Origin of the sequence: Caballeronia zhejiangensis (assembly GCF_000698575.1) — a bacterium.
GTDB lineage: Bacteria > Pseudomonadota > Gammaproteobacteria > Burkholderiales > Burkholderiaceae > Caballeronia > Caballeronia zhejiangensis.
Genome location: NZ_JFHD01000025.1, coordinates 69,677 through 84,941, shown reverse-complemented (window position 1 = coordinate 84,941; position 15,265 = coordinate 69,677). Strand labels below are relative to the sequence as shown.

Genomic DNA, 15,265 nt, shown 5'->3' with positions numbered 1-15,265 from the left:
ATTAGGAGAGTTTGAATCATGGCTTATAGCGACAAGGTTCTGGACCACTACGAAAACCCGCGTAACGTCGGCTCGTTTTCGAAGGACGACGACACCGTCGGCACCGGCATGGTCGGCGCGCCGGCGTGCGGCGACGTGATGAAGCTGCAGATCCGCGTGGGCGCGGATGGCGTGATCGAGGACGCGAAGTTCAAGACCTACGGCTGCGGCTCGGCGATCGCATCGAGCTCGCTCGTCACCGAATGGGTGAAGGGCAAGACGCTGGATCAGGCGCTCACCATCAAGAACACGCAGATCGCCGAAGAACTGGCGCTGCCGCCGGTGAAGATCCACTGCTCGATCCTCGCGGAAGACGCGATCAAGGCGGCGGTTGCGGACTACAAGCAGCGTCATGGCGTCGCGGCGCCGGAAGCGGCAGCGGCGGAATCGAAGCAGGCAGCGGCGTAATTGTGACGACGGGCGTCCGGGGCGGCGCCCCGAAGAGAGAAGCGAAGACTATGGCAATCACGTTGACGGATAAAGCGGCACAACACGTACAGAAGTATCTGACGCGGCGCGGCAAGGGCGTCGGCTTGCGGCTGGGCGTGCGGACGACGGGCTGTTCGGGCCTCGCGTACAAGCTCGAGTATGTCGACGAGCTCGCACCGGAAGACACCGTGTTCGAGTCGTCGGGCGTGAAGATCGTGATCGATCCGAAGAGTCTTCCGTATCTCGACGGCACCGAGCTGGACTTCGCCCGCGAAGGCCTGAACGAAGGCTTCAAGTTCAACAATCCGAACGCGAAGGACGAATGCGGCTGCGGCGAATCGTTCCGCGTCTGACGGGAATGACGCCGGCGGTATCGGCAAAAGAGGCGGCGCGTGCCGCCTTTTTCATTCGCGCACACTGAATTCACAGACATAGCATGGCCACGCTCACCGACAGTCACTTCGATCTCTTCGATCTGCCGCAGACCTTCGCCGTCGACCAGCAGAAGCTCGACGACGCTTATCGCACCGTGCAGGCGCAAGTGCATCCGGACCGTTTCGCCGCGGCCGGCGATGCGCAGAAGCGTCTCGCGATGCAGTGGGCCACGCACGCGAACGAGGCGTATCAGACGCTGCGCGATCCGCTGAAGCGCGCGCGCTATATGCTCGCGCAGCGCGGCATCGACGTCGGCGCGGAGAACAACACCGCGATGGAGCCGGCGTTCCTGATGCAGCAGATGGAATGGCGCGAAAATATCGAGGATGCGGCGAACGCGAAGAACATCGGTGCGCTCGAAGCGCTGCTCGACGAACTGCGCGACGAAGAGCGCATGCGCTTCACCAAGCTCGAGGCGCTGATCGACAGCAAGTCGGATCAGGCGGCGGGCGAGGCCGTGCGTCAGTTGATGTTCATCGAACGCGTGGCGCATGAAATCGGCGCGCAGATCGAACGGCTCGAACACTAAAGGCAAACGCGCCGCATACAACCCCATAAGACCAACGATGGCTTTACTGCAAATCTCAGAACCCGGCATGGCGCCGGCGCCGCATCAAAGGCGCGTGGCGGTCGGCATCGATCTCGGCACGACGAACTCGCTCGTCGCGGCCGTGCGCAGCAGCGTGCCCGAAGCGCTGCCCGACGAGGACGGCCACGTGCTGCTGCCGTCGGTCGTGCGCTATCTGGAGAAGGGCGGACGGCGCATCGGCCGCGCCGCGAAGGAAGAAGCGGTCATCGATCCGCGCAATACGATCGTCTCGGTCAAGCGTTTCATGGGCCGCGGCAAGAGCGAGGTCGAGGGCGCGGAGAACGCGCCGTACGATTTCATCGACGCGCCGGGCATGGTGCAGATTCGCACCGTCGACGGCGTGAAAAGCCCGGTCGAAGTATCGGCGGAAATTCTCGCGACGCTGCGTTATCGCGCGGAAGACACGCTCGGCGAGGATCTCGTCGGCGCGGTGATCACGGTGCCCGCCTATTTCGACGAAGCCCAGCGTCAGGCGACGAAGGACGCGGCGAAGCTCGCCGGCCTGAACGTGCTGCGCCTGCTCAACGAGCCGACCGCAGCCGCGATCGCTTACGGTCTCGATAACGGCGCGGAAGGCCTCTACGCCGTCTACGACCTCGGCGGCGGCACATTCGATCTGTCGATTCTCAAGCTCACGAAAGGCGTCTTCGAAGTGCTCGCGGCGGGCGGCGATTCCGCGCTCGGCGGCGACGATTTCGATCACGCGCTGTATCGGCACGTCTTGACGGCGGCGGGCGTGTCGGTCGATGCGCCGGAAGACGTGCGCCTGCTGCTCGATCTCGTTCGCAACGCGAAGGAAGCGCTGTCGTCGACGAACGAAACGCGCGTCCAGGCGACGCTCTCGACCGGCCAGCAGATCGATGTCGCCGTGACCGAAGCGGAGTTCGCCGCGCTGACCGAGGCGCTCGTCGCGCGCACGCTCACGCCGACGAAAAAGGCGCTGCGCGATGCGAAGGTCGCCGCGAAGGACATCAAGGGCGTCGTACTGGTTGGCGGCGCCACGCGCATGCCGGTGATCCGCCGCGCGGTCGAAACGTTCTTCGGCCAGCCGCCGCTCATCAATCTCGATCCAGATCAGGTCGTCGCGCTGGGCGCTGCGATTCAGGCCGATCTGCTCGCGGGCAACCGTCGCGGCGAAGGCGACGACTGGCTGCTGCTCGACGTGATTCCGCTGTCGCTCGGCGTCGAAACGATGGGCGGCCTCACCGAGAAAATCATCCCACGCAATTCGACGATCCCGACCGCGCGCGCACAGGATTTCACGACCTTCAAGGACGGCCAGACCGCGATGGCGATCCACGTCGTTCAGGGCGAGCGCGAACTCGTGTCCGATTGCCGGTCGCTCGCGCGCTTCGAGTTGCGCGGCATTCCGCCGATGGCGGCGGGCGCGGCGCGCATTCGTGTGACCTATCAGGTCGACGCGGACGGTCTCTTGTCCGTGTTCGCGCGCGAGCAGATGTCGGGCGTGGAGGCGTCGGTGGTCGTGAAGCCGTCGTACGGACTCGCCGACGACGAAGTCGCCCGCATGCTCGAAGAGAGCTTCAAGACCGCCGAGACGGACATGCGCGCGCGTGCGTTGCGCGAGGCGCAGGTGGAAGCGGAGCGTCTCATCGAAGCGACGCACGTTGCGCTCGAAACCGACGGCGAACTGCTCGACGACGATGAACGCGCGCAAATCGTCGCGCTCGTGACCGAACTGGCGGCGCTCGCGAACGGCGATTCGGTCGAGAAGATCGAAGATGCGACGAAGACGCTCGCCACCGGCACCGATGAATTCGCCGCGCGCCGCATGAACAAGAGCATCCGCCGCGCGCTCGCGGGCCGCAAGCTCGACGACGTCTAAATCATCCTATTCGAGAAATTACGAAACATGCCTCAAATCGTTGTGCTGCCTCACGTGGAGCTTTGCCCGGACGGCGCGGTGATCGACGCCGACATCGGCAAGAGCATCTGCGACAATCTGCTGGATCACGGCATCGAGATCGAGCACGCCTGCGAGAAATCGTGCGCGTGCACGACGTGCCACGTCATCATTCGCGAGGGCTTCAACGCGCTCGAGCCGTCCGAGGAAGACGAGGACGATCTGCTCGATAAAGCGTGGGGTCTCGAACCGACATCGCGGTTATCATGTCAGGCAATGGTGCCTGCCGACGAGGATCTGGTGGTCGAGATCCCGCGGTACTCCATCAATCACGCCAAAGAAAATCACTGACAGGAGGCTCGCCCATGAAGTGGACAGATACCCAGGAGATCGCGATGGCACTCACCGACGCGCATCAGGATGTCGATCCCCAATATGTGCGTTTCACTGACCTGCATCGCTGGATCACCGAACTCGACGGTTTCGACGACGATCCCGAAAAGTCCAACGAGAAGATTCTCGAGGCAATCCAGGCGGCCTGGATCGAGGACGCGGACTACTGACCGGTTCTAATTCGCCATGACGGCGGCTTCGTGAGAAGCCGCCGTTTTGTTTTGCGGGCATTCTTTTGCGCCGATGCTTCGCATTGCAGAAGTTCAGACCTTCGCGCCGCGCTCCGCGAGCTGTCGCTGCAACGTCGGCCACATCTTGGCGACGGCTTCCTCGCCCGCGAGAATCGATGCATTGCGCTGGCTGAAATCGCTGCTGCTCATCGCGTTGAGGTTGGGGCGAACGACCGCGTTCGCGTATTTGTCGAGCTCGTAGGCCTTGATGGTCTGGCCCATGATCGTGAAGGTCTGCATCAGCACGTCGAACGAGCTCGATGTCAGCCCGCTTTCCGGCCGCGCCGAAATATCGACGGCGATCACGAAATCCGCGCCCATCTTGTGCGCGAACGCCGCTGGCACCGGACTCACGAGCCCGCCGTCGACATACTCGCGATCGCCGATCTTCACCGGCTCGAAAATCGACGGCACGCTGCACGACGCCCGCACAGCGACGCCCGTGTTGCCGCGCTGAAAGAGAATCGGCTGGCCGCTCTTCAGATCCGTGGCGACGATGCCGAGCGGCTTCGCCATCTTTTCGATCGGACGGTTGTCGAGCGTCCTGTTCAGGTAGTTCTGCAGCGCGACGCCTTGCAGGATGCCGCGCGCGCGAAAGGGCATCGCCCAGTCGCTGATCGAGGCTTCGTCCATCGTGAGGGCGAGCTTGTTGATCGCGATGCCGCTCATCCCCGATGCGTACAGCGCCGCGATGACCGAGCCGGCGCTCGTGCCCGCGACGAGATCCACGCGCACGTTGCGCGCCTCGAGCGCCTTGATCACGCCGATATGCGCGAAGCCGCGCGCGGCGCCGCCGCCGAGCGCGAGCCCGATACGCATCGGTTGTTGCGGTTCTGCCTTCGGCGGCGCCGGCGGCGTGACGATCGCCGTTTCGCCTGAATTGCCGCCGCTCGTGGTAGTGCAGGCGGCGAGAACGGACGACGCGGCCGCGAGCGAAAACGCGCGGCGCGAAAGACGGGGTGACGATGAACTCAAAGTGTGCTCCAGCGGTGCGGCGGGTTCCGGCAGGCCCGTCGATGCGGGCGTTCGGGGAGATCTTGAAAAGCGCGCACATCATAAAACAAAAGGCGCGCGGACCGGCGCGAAGCGGGCGGCGAGTATAATTTCGTCTCATTTTGCGCGGCATTTCAGCGCCTGGCGCACTGCCATTCATCGAGTAAACAGCAATGACCACCCAAGTCCGCACACGCTTCGCTCCGAGTCCGACCGGCTTCATCCATCTCGGCAACATCCGCTCCGCGCTCTATCCGTGGGCGTTCGCGCGCAAGATGAAGGGCACTTTCGTGCTGCGCATCGAGGACACCGATCTCGAGCGCTCCACCGATGCGTCGGTCGATGCGATTCTCGAAGGCATGGCGTGGCTCGGGCTCGATTTCGACGAAGGCCCGTTCTATCAGATGCAGCGCATGGACCGTTATCGCGAGGTCATCGCGCAGATGATGGAAAAGGGGCTCGCGTATCACTGCTACATGTCGACGGAAGAGCTCGACGCGCTGCGCGAGCGTCAGCGCGCCGCGGGCGAGAAGCCGCGCTACGACGGTACGTGGCGCCCCGAGCCGGGCAAGGTGCTGCCGCCGGTTCCGGAAGGCGTGAAGCCTGTCGTGCGCTTTCGCAATCCGCTCTCGGGCACGGTCGCATGGGACGACGCGGTGAAAGGCCACATCGAAATTTCGAACGAGGAACTCGACGACCTCGTGATCGCGCGCCCCGACGGCACGCCGACGTATAACTTCTGCGTGGTCGTCGACGATCTCGACATGAAGATCACGCATGTGATTCGCGGCGACGATCACGTCAACAACACGCCGCGCCAGATCAACATTCTGCGCGCGCTCGGCGGCGAGGTGCCGGTGTACGCGCATCTGCCGACCGTGCTGAACGAGCAGGGCGAGAAGATGAGCAAGCGCCACGGCGCGATGAGCGTGACGGGCTATCGCGACAATGGCTATCTGCCGGAAGCGGTGGTCAACTATCTGGCGCGCCTCGGCTGGTCGCATGGCGATGCGGAGATTTTCTCGCGCGAGCAGTTCGTCGAATGGTTCGATCTCGAGCATCTCGGCAAGTCGCCCGCGCAGTACGACCACGACAAGCTGAACTGGCTCAACGCGCACTACATCAAGGAAGCGGACAACGCGCGTCTCGCCGAGCTGACGAAGCCGTTCCTGCTGCAGGCCGGTATCGATGCCGCGGCGATCGACGGCGGCGCGCCGCTCGATCAGGTGATCGGGCTCTTGAAGGACCGCGCATCGACGGTGAAGGAAATCGCCGATAACGCCGCCATGTTCTATCGTGAGCCGGTGATCGATGCGGACGCCTTCGCGCAGCACGTCACCGATGCGGTGCGTCCGGCTATCGCGGACCTGCGTGCGGCGCTCGCGAACATCGAGTGGACCAAGGAAGCGATCGCGGCCGCGCTCAAGGCGACGCTCGCCGCGCACAAGCTGAAAATGCCGCAACTCGCGATGCCGGTGCGCCTGCTGGTCGCGGGCACGACCCACACGCCGTCGATCGATGCCGTCCTGATGCTCTTCGGACGCGATGTCGTGTTGGCGCGTCTGGAAAAGGCGGCGGGTTGAGGTCCGCGCAATGGATCGCGGGGCGTGATCCATTGCGCGCATCGGCGTCTGTCGAGGCAAAAAGTTTCACTGAAGTCGTCAGAGGGTATTTACAACTTCGAAAAGGCCCTATACAATCTCGTTTCTGTTCTGCAAGGGGGTATAGCTCAGCTGGGAGAGCGCTTGCATGGCATGCAAGAGGTCAGCGGTTCGATCCCGCTTACCTCCACCAAGAACAGCAAAAAGCAGTTGAAGTAGTGCGAAGCTTGTTCTCCGGAAACGGAAGTCGCAAAAAATACTTCACAAGTAACACGAAGTTGTATAGAATTTCGGTCTTCGCTGATCGGCGGCAAGTAGATCAGCGGAGCAGTAGTAAAGACAGAATCACAAGTTTCTGTCCCCTTCGTCTAGAGGCCTAGGACATCACCCTTTCACGGTGAGTACAGGGGTTCGAATCCCCTAGGGGACGCCAGAACATCGGCGGCTGCTAGTAGAAAGCGCTGCAAGTTCACAGGTGACACTGTGAACGGATGAAAAGAAGTGGAGCGGTAGTTCAGTTGGTTAGAATACCGGCCTGTCACGCCGGGGGTCGCGGGTTCGAGCCCCGTCCGCTCCGCCAACACTTGCGAGCAGAAACACTCCGGCTAATGAGAGCCGGTTTTTTTTCGCCGCAGGGTGTGCAGAAGTTGAAGTCCCCTTCGTCTAGAGGCCTAGGACATCACCCTTTCACGGTGAGTACAGGGGTTCGAATCCCCTAGGGGACGCCAGAACATCGGCGGCTGCTAGTCAAAAGCGCTGCAAGTTCACAAGTGACACTGTGAACGATGAAAAGAAGTGGAGCGGTAGTTCAGTTGGTTAGAATACCGGCCTGTCACGCCGGGGGTCGCGGGTTCGAGCCCCGTCCGCTCCGCCAAGCTGTTTTAAGGAAATCCAGCCTTCGGGCTGGATTTTTTTTGCCCGCTTTCCGCCGCTCGCCATATCCGATTCCCTTTCGTACGCGTTCCCTGCGCATTCGACCGTGCTAATGGCCATTGCCAGCCCGCGCACACTGTCTTAGTGTTTAGGCACCTGTTTCTCGTGCCCGTGCGATGCTCGACCCGACCGAAGACCTCTCGCTCTATCAACTGCGCCAGGCGAACATGGCGGACTTCGCCTTCGCCGAAGCGCTCACGCACGACAACATGGTGGGCTACTATCGGCGTCACAATCTCGTGTGGCGCGGCGATCTTTTCCTTTCCAGCTGGCGCGAGTCCGAAAATTTCATCCTGCAGGCGGATGGCGTTCCCATTGGCGTCATGCGTGTCACCGAGGAAGACAATTCGCTGCATATTCGCGACGTGCAGATCGCGAAGGGCTATCGTGGACACGGCGCCGGGACCTTTCTGCTTAACACGGCGCATCGATGGGCGAGGGCGCGCGGGCTCGCCGAATGTCAGTTGCGCGTGTTCGTCGATAACCCCGCGGCGCGTCTTTACATTCGGCTCGGATACCGGCCGGCCGGACCGCGGCTCGCGCAGCTCGGCGCAATCCGGCACATGGTGCGGCGCGTCTGAAGAAAGCGCGCACACGCGCTAAGAGCCGTCGATGTCGCGCTCGTCGCGGCCATCGCGGGCGAAAAATGCGCGCGGGCTTTCGCCGAACGCACGGCGAAACATCGCGGAGAATGCGCTCTGGCTCTGATAGCCCAGTTCACGCGCAACTTGCGCGAGCGGACGGCCCTGGCTGAGCAGCGGAATGGCGCGCGCAAGAACGGCCTGCTGACGCCACTGGGAAAAACTCACGCCGAGTTCGCGTCTGAAAAGCCGCGCGATGGTGCGCGAACTCGCGCCGGCCTCCGATGACCACCGCTCCAGATCGGAATGCGACGGATCGGCGAGCACGGCGTTGCACAGGGCGCGCAGGCGCTTCTCGTTCGGCATCGGCACGGAGAGCGGCAGCGGCTGCGAGCGGATGATTTCATCGAGCGCGAGCGTGCCCAGCAGTCGCTCGCGCTGACGCGAGATCGGTTCTTCATCGAGCGCCGCGATGACTTCGCGCAAAAGCGGCGACACCTCGACGACGCGACACGCGCCGAGACCCGCCGGCACGACGCTCGCGTCGACGTAAAGCGTCCGCAGATAAGCGTCCTCGACGATCACGACCTCGTGCGTGACATTGGGCGGCACCCAGATCGCGCGCGAAGGCGGCACCATCCAAGTCGAATCCGCTGTCGCGACACGCAAGACCCCGCGCGACGTATAGGCGACCTGCGCCCACGGATGCGTATGCAGCGCGATCCGCACGCCGTAGGGAACGGGCCGCGAGCGCACGCGAATCGGATGATCGAGCGTCGGCGAATGCTCGACGGGAATGTCGAGATGCTCGACTTCTTCGCCCGACGAGTTCGATTCGACAAAGGTGGCCATGTTCGCTCGAGTTGATGGTTGCAGGCGGCCGGATTCATCGACCGCCACGCGCCGATGGTAGCCGAAAGCGCTCGCCCGGGCGCACCGCGAATATTGCCCGGCGCATAATGCCCGTCGTCACCTTTTGCGACAACAGGAGCGTTTTTCCCAATGCAATACGTTTTTGTCTACGGCACGCTGCGCGCGGGCGAGGCCAACGATATCAACCACGCAGCCGCGCGAAACGGCATCGCTACGCCCGAATGGATCGGTGCCGCCCACGTTCGGGGTCAGCTTTTCGACTTCGGCAACTATCCGGGCCTCGTGATCGATGAGAAGGGCGCGCCGATTCGCGGCGATGTCTACCGGATCGAGGACGCGCTCGTGCCCGTGCTCGACGAGATCGAACATGTGTATCCGGGCGTGGAAGGCTTATTCCGCTCGCATCGCCTGCATGTGGAGGTGGAAATCGAGGGGAGAAAGGATCGGGTCGATTGCCTGATCTATCCCGTCGGGGCTGCGTCCGCTGCTGGGCTGCCGTGCATCGAAGGCGGCGACTGGGTGACGCATCGCGCCGAACGCGCCTGAATGCGCGAAGCAGGGAAACTGATTTTGCTCGCGCCGCGGTGAGCCGATGCGTCGACTCACCGCGGCGTGAATGGCCCCGCGCCTTGCAGCGGGAACCGGCTTACTGGCTCGGGGCCGCCGGCTTGCTGTGCGATTTCTTGTGATGCATCGACTTGTGCGAAGAAGGCGTCTGCTCGGTCATCTTTTGGCTTTCCTGACGCGACTGCAGAGCCTGCGCGCGCGACTCGACATCAGCAATTTTGGCGGGATCGGTGCTCATGGTCACGCCTTGATCGCTCTGGGCATACGCGGCCGATGCGACCGCGCTGAGGGACAACAGAACAGCCAGGGACACTTTCTTCATTGTTACCTCCGAGTGGCAGTTGGAACCTGGGAATCGTCTGTCCGATCCGTTGGAACGACACTTGTGTCTGAGCAAAAATCGCTCCCGCTGTGCGGGAAGTCAGCCGCTAACCTCGCGCGTCTGACCATCAGACAACCTGAATCATAAGCCTTGAATCGGGCAAGGGTGTGTCGTGCGTCTGTCCGAAAAGCGGACGCGCATGATCGAGCAAAAGCGTCGAATTATTTTCCAGTGCTTATCAATGCGCTTCGCTCCCGAATCACGAGGCGCTAATAGAGATGCAGCCAGCGATACACGTCGAAGCGCGCGAGCCCGACGAGTTCGTGCATCGCGAGCTCGCTGTTCGTGAAGCCCCGCACACGGGGAAAGAACGTCGGGCGAGTGGGCCATACATCCGACACATACGGCACCGGCGCATAGCCGAAAGCCTCGAAAGCACGCAACGCGCGGCGCATGTGATACGCGGATGTGACGACGATCAAACGGTTGTCATGTGCGTGGCCGAGAATACCGGCCACGTTTCGCGCGTTCTGGTAAGTATTGAGGCTTTGATTCTCGCGCACGAGGTCGTCCGCAACGACGCCTTGCGCAAGCACGTATGGCGCGTAATTGTCGGCTTCGGCCTGCCCGTGATGTTCCGGATCGCCGCCGCTCAGAATCACCTTGCACGACGCGCCGGTTTCGCGGCATTCGCGATACAGCGTTGCCACGGCGTCGATGCGCCGCACCGCGTTGGACTTCGGAACGAGCCCCGCTTCGCTGCGATGCGTGCCGCCGCCCATCAGCACGATCGTCGTCTTCGGTGCGAACGAAGGCACGTCCGTGTGACGATAGCCGTGCTGGGCGAGATCGAGCAAAGGCGTTGCGAACCATCCCGCGCCGATCGCCCACGCGAGCGCCGCCACGATGATCGCAATCTGGATGCGGCGGCGTCGCCATAGTGCGAATAACGCACAAAAAAGCAGCAATAAAGTGAATAGAACCAATTTGATTGGGGTAACGTATTGGTTTAAGGGCAATTCGTTCCGTCATCGCGTGCTTCGGAACGCATCGGCGGATGTCGCAGCAGAGCGCGTGATTAGCGCGCTGTCAACGGGGGCTTGTAATAGAAAGCAGCACCTAACGCAAGCGGTGGCCAAACATTCGGCTGCGAGTCGTTCGTCGCAATCGGAATTCGGCGCGCCGCGTTTAGTCGACGTCGCGGACCGTCTTGCGACCGTCACGAGCGTCGTCATGGCTGCACAGGAAGAAACAACGAGATGACCACGTATTCCAACGAAGTTGTACTCGAAGCACTTCGCCGAGCGCAGTATCGTCAGGTTCCTTGGGCGAAACGCCCCAACGTTTTCGATCTCTTGCGCGCGCTCGGTTTGCTCGAACTCGCCCGGCAGCGCACCGTGGCGCCCGCGCCCGGATTTCACGCACCGGTCGATATCGCGGTCGTGACCGAACGCGGCAAGCACGAATTCACGCGTCTTTCGCGCGACGAACGTGGCAGCGACTGGGACTTGCGCCGCATGGAACCTTATACGTTCGGTGGTCAGGAAGCGGTCCTGGAGGCGCGAGTCTAGCACTGCCGGACACGTCGGCAGCGAGGCCGGCAGCGGTCGACAGTCGACGCATGGGTCGAGGGAGCGTTGTCGTCGGATGAAAGAGCCGACAATCTGCCTGCAGCCAACGGCAATACCCCAAAAAAGTGCCCGTATCGCGAACGACACGGGCATACCGGATCTCACTGTCGCCATGCTGTGCTCATGGCACGAGGTGTGACTGCCGCGCGCCGGAGTGGTTCCGTCAAACGCGCATCGTTCAGACGAACTCAATGATGTTGTGAACGCGCATCGCGTTCGGTATCGGGACGCGCGCGCACGTTGCTCGCGATATCGCCGCGCAGGTCGCCGCGTGGCGCGGGCGGCGTCGCATCGCGATTGCGGCCGGCATTCTGCGGCGCGGCCATCGAAGCCTTCGTGCTGACGTGAAAGTCGGATGCGGGAGGTGGCGGCTGCGCCTGGCTCATCGCCGCAGTGCTCGTCAGCGCGACGAAGGCGCCATGAGCGAGCAGAGTCGATGCCTTCATGGTGAAATCCTCGAAGCCTTCGTGGGGCTTGTTCGATTAATCACCAAGCTATGCTGCGATCCGCCGGGGCGCTGTAAGGAATCGTAAAGAGTTGTTTCGTCGACGACGCAGTGCGCGCGACTGTGCTACGACATCCGAATGCGACAACGCAAAGGGGAGAAAGATTCGCGCAGGCCGCGGCCCGCGCGAGAGGTGAAATGTCTGGGTGAAGCCAGCGAGCGCCGGCTTCGGTCGATGCAAAGAACCGTTCAGGCCATCTTGGCCGGAGCGCGCCACGATTCCGGGTTCGTCCAGAACGCGCCACGCAGGCGATCGCGGCTCGGCGGCGCGGGCGGTTTGGCGGCGCTGGAACCGATGCGTCCGCGCAGCGACACTTCACGGCCGTTGCTGGACAGGCGCTTCACGATCTCGGCCAGCGTGCCGTCTGCCTGCCACTCGTCGAAGCGGCGGCGGCAGGTCGGCGGGGACGGGTAGCGTCCGGGCAGCTTCGACCAGCCTTCGCCCGTCGACAGCACCCACAAAACCGCGTTGACCACGGCCCGCGCTTCGACGCGCGGACGGCCGCGCCGTTCGCTGCGCGCCGGCTCGGAACAGAACAACGCCTCAACCAGCGCCCACTCGTTATCTCTCAAATCGTCGAACAGCACCATATCTCACCTCAGCGAAGCTAACCCCGGTGCGCTGCCCCGCGCCGCGCACTCTGGTCGGAATCCGATGAACGAATACCTGGGAAGGCCAGAGCGATTGCGGCGGACGATGTTCGATGTAACCGCGAATGGCTCCAACCTCTGTGCGCAATGAAATGCGAGAACCGTGCCATGCTTGTTGCTAAATCCGGGAAACCCGCATGGCAGTAGGCTGACGCGATGCCAGCATGGCCCGTATCAGACCCGAAACACACTGATTAAGAAATCGGGACAATCACCAATCAAGTGCAATAGGCCCATCCAGCGTGCGTCGTGAGGATTTGCTGCACCGCAGCGAAACGCGCGTTCGGGCATGAGTTCAGACCAATGCTCGCTATAATCCGTGCATGAATTGTGGATATTGATGAGCAATCTGAATGAACGCGTCATTGAACGTGACGTTGCGGCAACTGCGCGTCTTTATCGAAGTATCGAGGCTGCGCAGCTTCAGCCGCGCAGGCGATGAAATCGGCCTCACGCAGTCGGCGGTCAGCCGGTGCGTGCGCGAGCTGGAAGGGGAAATTGGTCTCAAGCTGATCGACCGGACGACGCGCGAAGTTCAGCTGACCGATGTCGGCGTGAATCTCGTCGGCACGGTGTCGCGCCTGCTGGCCGACCTGGACGAAGCGCTGCGCGAGGTCCGCGATCTCGGCCAGCAGCGCCGCGGACGCGTGATCGTCGCGGCGAGTCCGACGGTCGCCTGCCGGCTGATGCCGCGCGTGATCGCGTCGTGCTTGCGGCAGTTTCCGCTCATCACGCTGAGTCTGCGCGACGACGTCCAGTCTGATGTCCTGCGCAAGGTGAAGTCGGGCGAGGTCGATTTCGGCGTCGTGATCGGCCCGTTTTCCTCCGACGAACTCCATGGCGAACCCGTGATGACCGATTCATTCTGTCTCGTCGCGCGGCGCGATCATCCGCTCGGGCGCGAGACGGCGGTGCCGTGGGAAGCGCTCGCGGGCGAGCGGCTCGTGATGCTCGACTACGCGTCGGGCAGCCGGCCGATCATCGATGCCGTCATGCAGGAGCACGGCGTCGAGGCGCAAGTGGTGCAGGAACTCGGACACTCGGCGACGGTGTTCGGGCTCGTGGAAGCGGGCGTCGGCGTGAGCGTGCTGCCGTGGCTCGCGCTGCCGCTGCCGGCGGATTCGTCGCTGGTCGCGTTGCCGCTCGAACCGCGCGCCGAACGGACCGTGGAGCTCGTGCGGCGGCGCGATCGCTCGCTGTCGCCCGCGGCGGAATCGGTGTGGTCGCTGATCGCCTCGCTGCCGCCGCGTGCGGAAGACCTCGGATAAGCCTCCGTTCATCGCGAAAATCACGGCGCGCGCGTTAGACTTCTTTTTTAAGACAAGACGACGGGGCGAGCGATGAGTGAATCGGAAGGCGCGGTGGTCAGCGAACTGAGTCAATTGGCGGGCGCGCACGCATCGGGTGCGCCGAATGCGCGCGACGCCGTGCGGGCGTTGAGGCCGTCGCAGATCCGCGAGGTCGCAAACGCGGGTTTCGGCGTCGCCGATGTGCTGCCGTTCTGGTTCGGCGAATCGGATCGCGTGACGCCGCAATTCATCCGCGATGCCGCAAGCCGCGCGCTTGCCGATGGCGCCACGTTCTACACGCACAATCTCGGCATCGCCCCGCTGCGCGAATCGCTCAGCCGCTACGTGAGCGCGCTGCACGGCGCGACGACGCCGGCGCACATCGCCGTGACGAGCGCCGGCGTGAACGCGCTGATGCTCGCGGCGCAACTCGTGGTCGGTGCGGGCGATCGCGTCGTCGCCGTGACGCCGCTATGGCCGAATCTCGTCGAGATTCCGAAAATCCTCGGCGCGAGCGTCGATACCGTTTCGCTGACTTACGGCCCGCGTGGCTGGACGCTCGATCTCGACCGCCTGCTCGCGGCGCTCACGCCCAACACGCGCATGCTGATGATCAACTCGCCGAACAACCCGACCGGCTGGACGATGACGCGCGATCAGCAGCGCGCCGTGCTCGCGCATTGCCGCCGTCACGGAATCTGGATCGTCGCGGACGAAGTCTACGAACGCCTGTACTACGGCGATGACGCTCGCGTCGCGCCGTCCTTTCTCGATCTCGCCGCGCGCGACGAGCGCGTGATCGCGGTGAATTCGTTTTCGAAGGCGTGGCTGATGACCGGCTGGCGCCTCGGCTGGCTCGTCGCCCCGACGCAACTGATGGACGATCTCGGCAAGCTGGTCGAGTACAACACGTCGTGCGCGCCGTCGTTCGTGCAGCAGGCGGGCGTCGTCGCGGTGGAAGAGGGCGAGCGCTTTACTCAGGCGCTCGTCGCGGATCTGCGTGCAAGCCGCGATCATCTCGTGCAGGCGCTTCAGGCGATCGAGGGCGTCGACGTGCGCACGCCCGACGGCGCGATGTACCTGTTTTTCTCGCTACCGGGCGCGCAAAACAGCCTCGAACTGTGCAAATCGCTGGTGCGCGAAGCCCGTCTCGGACTTGCGCCGGGCAGCGCGTTTGGCCCGGAAGGCGAAGGCTTCGTGCGCTGGTGCTACGCGTGCGATCCCGCACGGCTGGACGCGGGCGTCGAACGCCTGCAGCGATTCCTGACGGCGCGCGGCGTCGCCTGAGCCGTGCCGATCGACGTCGGCCGCGCACGACCGGCGTCGAGTGAGTCCGGGCGCCG

The 15,265-nt window shown here is 63.3% G+C and carries 19 protein-coding genes and 5 tRNA genes; 18 read left to right on the top strand and 6 right to left on the bottom strand.

What is annotated here, in order from left to right; genetic code table 11:
• The first annotated feature begins 18 nt into the window (after positions 1–18).
• The 6 genes from iscU to iscX all read left to right on the top strand — a co-directional run bounded on the left by iscU (position 19) and on the right by iscX (position 3,916).
• Positions 19–447 (top strand): Fe-S cluster assembly scaffold IscU, encoded by a 429-nt coding sequence (gene iscU / locus BG60_RS25605; RefSeq protein ID WP_008349206.1) that lies wholly within the window; start codon positions 19–21, stop codon positions 445–447.
• A gap of 50 nt (positions 448–497) precedes the next feature.
• Positions 498–821: an iron-sulfur cluster assembly protein IscA gene (gene iscA / locus BG60_RS25600; protein WP_008349207.1), complete on the top strand. Its 324-nt coding sequence runs from the start codon at positions 498–500 to the stop codon at positions 819–821.
• Positions 822–904: 83 nt separating this feature from the next.
• Entirely contained in the window at positions 905–1,432 is a 528-nt protein-coding gene (gene hscB, locus BG60_RS25595) for a Fe-S protein assembly co-chaperone HscB (RefSeq protein WP_008349209.1), read from the top strand.
• 37 nt (positions 1,433–1,469) lie between these two features.
• Positions 1,470–3,335 (top strand): Fe-S protein assembly chaperone HscA, encoded by a 1,866-nt coding sequence (hscA, locus tag BG60_RS25590; protein ID WP_034473214.1) that lies wholly within the window; start codon positions 1,470–1,472, stop codon positions 3,333–3,335.
• 27 nt (positions 3,336–3,362) lie between these two features.
• Complete coding sequence (gene fdx, locus BG60_RS25585; RefSeq protein ID WP_008349211.1) at positions 3,363–3,704, top strand: ISC system 2Fe-2S type ferredoxin; 342 nt, start codon at positions 3,363–3,365, stop codon at positions 3,702–3,704.
• Positions 3,705–3,718: 14 nt separating this feature from the next.
• On the top strand, positions 3,719–3,916 hold the full coding sequence (gene iscX / locus BG60_RS25580; RefSeq protein WP_008349212.1) for a Fe-S cluster assembly protein IscX: 198 nt from the start codon (positions 3,719–3,721) through the stop codon (positions 3,914–3,916).
• Between the two features lie 93 nt (positions 3,917–4,009).
• Here the strand turns inward: iscX and BG60_RS25575 are convergent, their stop codons facing one another.
• The gene (locus BG60_RS25575; protein ID WP_250439922.1) at positions 4,010–4,984 is read right to left on the bottom strand and encodes a patatin-like phospholipase family protein; all 975 of its coding nucleotides are present in this window, start codon (positions 4,982–4,984) and stop codon (positions 4,010–4,012) included.
• 158 nt (positions 4,985–5,142) lie between these two features.
• Here BG60_RS25575 and gltX point away from each other — a divergent pair, with 158 nt between their 5' ends.
• The 7 genes from gltX (at position 5,143) to BG60_RS25540 (ending at position 8,084) form a co-directional block, all read left to right on the top strand.
• Positions 5,143–6,552, top strand: a complete 1,410-nt coding sequence (gene gltX / locus BG60_RS25570) for a glutamate--tRNA ligase (RefSeq protein ID WP_034473213.1) — start codon at positions 5,143–5,145, stop codon at positions 6,550–6,552.
• Positions 6,553–6,687: 135 nt separating this feature from the next.
• Positions 6,688–6,763, top strand: a tRNA-Ala gene (locus tag BG60_RS25565).
• 164 nt (positions 6,764–6,927) lie between these two features.
• Positions 6,928–7,003: transfer RNA gene (locus BG60_RS25560), tRNA-Glu, on the top strand.
• A gap of 70 nt (positions 7,004–7,073) precedes the next feature.
• Positions 7,074–7,150, top strand: a tRNA-Asp gene (locus tag BG60_RS25555).
• Between the two features lie 72 nt (positions 7,151–7,222).
• A tRNA-Glu gene (locus tag BG60_RS25550) sits at positions 7,223–7,298 on the top strand.
• A gap of 69 nt (positions 7,299–7,367) precedes the next feature.
• Positions 7,368–7,444, top strand: a tRNA-Asp gene (locus tag BG60_RS25545).
• A gap of 175 nt (positions 7,445–7,619) precedes the next feature.
• Positions 7,620–8,084 (top strand): GNAT family N-acetyltransferase, encoded by a 465-nt coding sequence (locus tag BG60_RS25540; RefSeq protein ID WP_008349215.1) that lies wholly within the window; start codon positions 7,620–7,622, stop codon positions 8,082–8,084.
• Between the two features lie 18 nt (positions 8,085–8,102).
• Here the strand turns inward: BG60_RS25540 and BG60_RS25535 are convergent, their stop codons facing one another.
• A complete protein-coding gene (locus BG60_RS25535; protein ID WP_008349217.1) occupies positions 8,103–8,936 on the bottom strand; it encodes an AraC family transcriptional regulator in 834 nt (277 codons plus the stop codon).
• Between the two features lie 150 nt (positions 8,937–9,086).
• Here BG60_RS25535 and BG60_RS25530 point away from each other — a divergent pair, with 150 nt between their 5' ends.
• Positions 9,087–9,503: a gamma-glutamylcyclotransferase family protein gene (locus BG60_RS25530; RefSeq protein ID WP_034473211.1), complete on the top strand. Its 417-nt coding sequence runs from the start codon at positions 9,087–9,089 to the stop codon at positions 9,501–9,503.
• 100 nt (positions 9,504–9,603) lie between these two features.
• Here the strand turns inward: BG60_RS25530 and BG60_RS25525 are convergent, their stop codons facing one another.
• Together BG60_RS25525 and BG60_RS25520 are read right to left on the bottom strand one after the other, a co-directional pair.
• Positions 9,604–9,846 carry a hypothetical protein gene (locus tag BG60_RS25525; protein WP_008349220.1) on the bottom strand — a complete coding sequence of 81 codons (243 nt, stop codon included), beginning with the start codon at positions 9,844–9,846 and terminating at the stop codon, positions 9,604–9,606.
• A gap of 269 nt (positions 9,847–10,115) precedes the next feature.
• Positions 10,116–10,751 carry a YdcF family protein gene (locus tag BG60_RS25520; protein ID WP_241484886.1) on the bottom strand — a complete coding sequence of 212 codons (636 nt, stop codon included), beginning with the start codon at positions 10,749–10,751 and terminating at the stop codon, positions 10,116–10,118.
• A 1-nt stretch (position 10,752) separates the two neighbouring features.
• Here BG60_RS25520 and BG60_RS39105 point away from each other — a divergent pair, with 1 nt between their 5' ends.
• Together BG60_RS39105 and BG60_RS25515 are read left to right on the top strand one after the other, a co-directional pair.
• Positions 10,753–11,109, top strand: coding sequence for a hypothetical protein (locus BG60_RS39105; RefSeq protein ID WP_167561866.1), 357 nt, complete (start codon positions 10,753–10,755; stop codon positions 11,107–11,109).
• Positions 11,106–11,417 (top strand): hypothetical protein, encoded by a 312-nt coding sequence (locus BG60_RS25515; RefSeq protein WP_008349222.1) that lies wholly within the window; start codon positions 11,106–11,108, stop codon positions 11,415–11,417. Before BG60_RS39105 ends, BG60_RS25515 begins: the two co-directional genes overlap by 4 nt.
• 248 nt (positions 11,418–11,665) lie before the next feature.
• Here the strand turns inward: BG60_RS25515 and BG60_RS25510 are convergent, their stop codons facing one another.
• The gene (locus BG60_RS25510) at positions 11,666–11,923 is read right to left on the bottom strand and encodes a hypothetical protein (protein ID WP_008349223.1); all 258 of its coding nucleotides are present in this window, start codon (positions 11,921–11,923) and stop codon (positions 11,666–11,668) included.
• Positions 11,924–12,171: 248 nt separating this feature from the next.
• Positions 12,172–12,573, bottom strand: a complete 402-nt coding sequence (locus BG60_RS25505) for a transposase (RefSeq protein ID WP_008349224.1) — start codon at positions 12,571–12,573, stop codon at positions 12,172–12,174.
• 425 nt (positions 12,574–12,998) lie between these two features.
• Between BG60_RS25505 and BG60_RS25500 the strand changes: the two genes are divergently transcribed.
• Positions 12,999–13,901 (top strand): LysR family transcriptional regulator, encoded by a 903-nt coding sequence (locus tag BG60_RS25500; RefSeq protein WP_008349225.1) that lies wholly within the window; start codon positions 12,999–13,001, stop codon positions 13,899–13,901.
• 72 nt (positions 13,902–13,973) lie between these two features.
• Complete coding sequence (locus BG60_RS25495; protein WP_034473209.1) at positions 13,974–15,209, top strand: pyridoxal phosphate-dependent aminotransferase; 1,236 nt, start codon at positions 13,974–13,976, stop codon at positions 15,207–15,209.
• Positions 15,210–15,265: the final 56 nt, after the last annotated feature.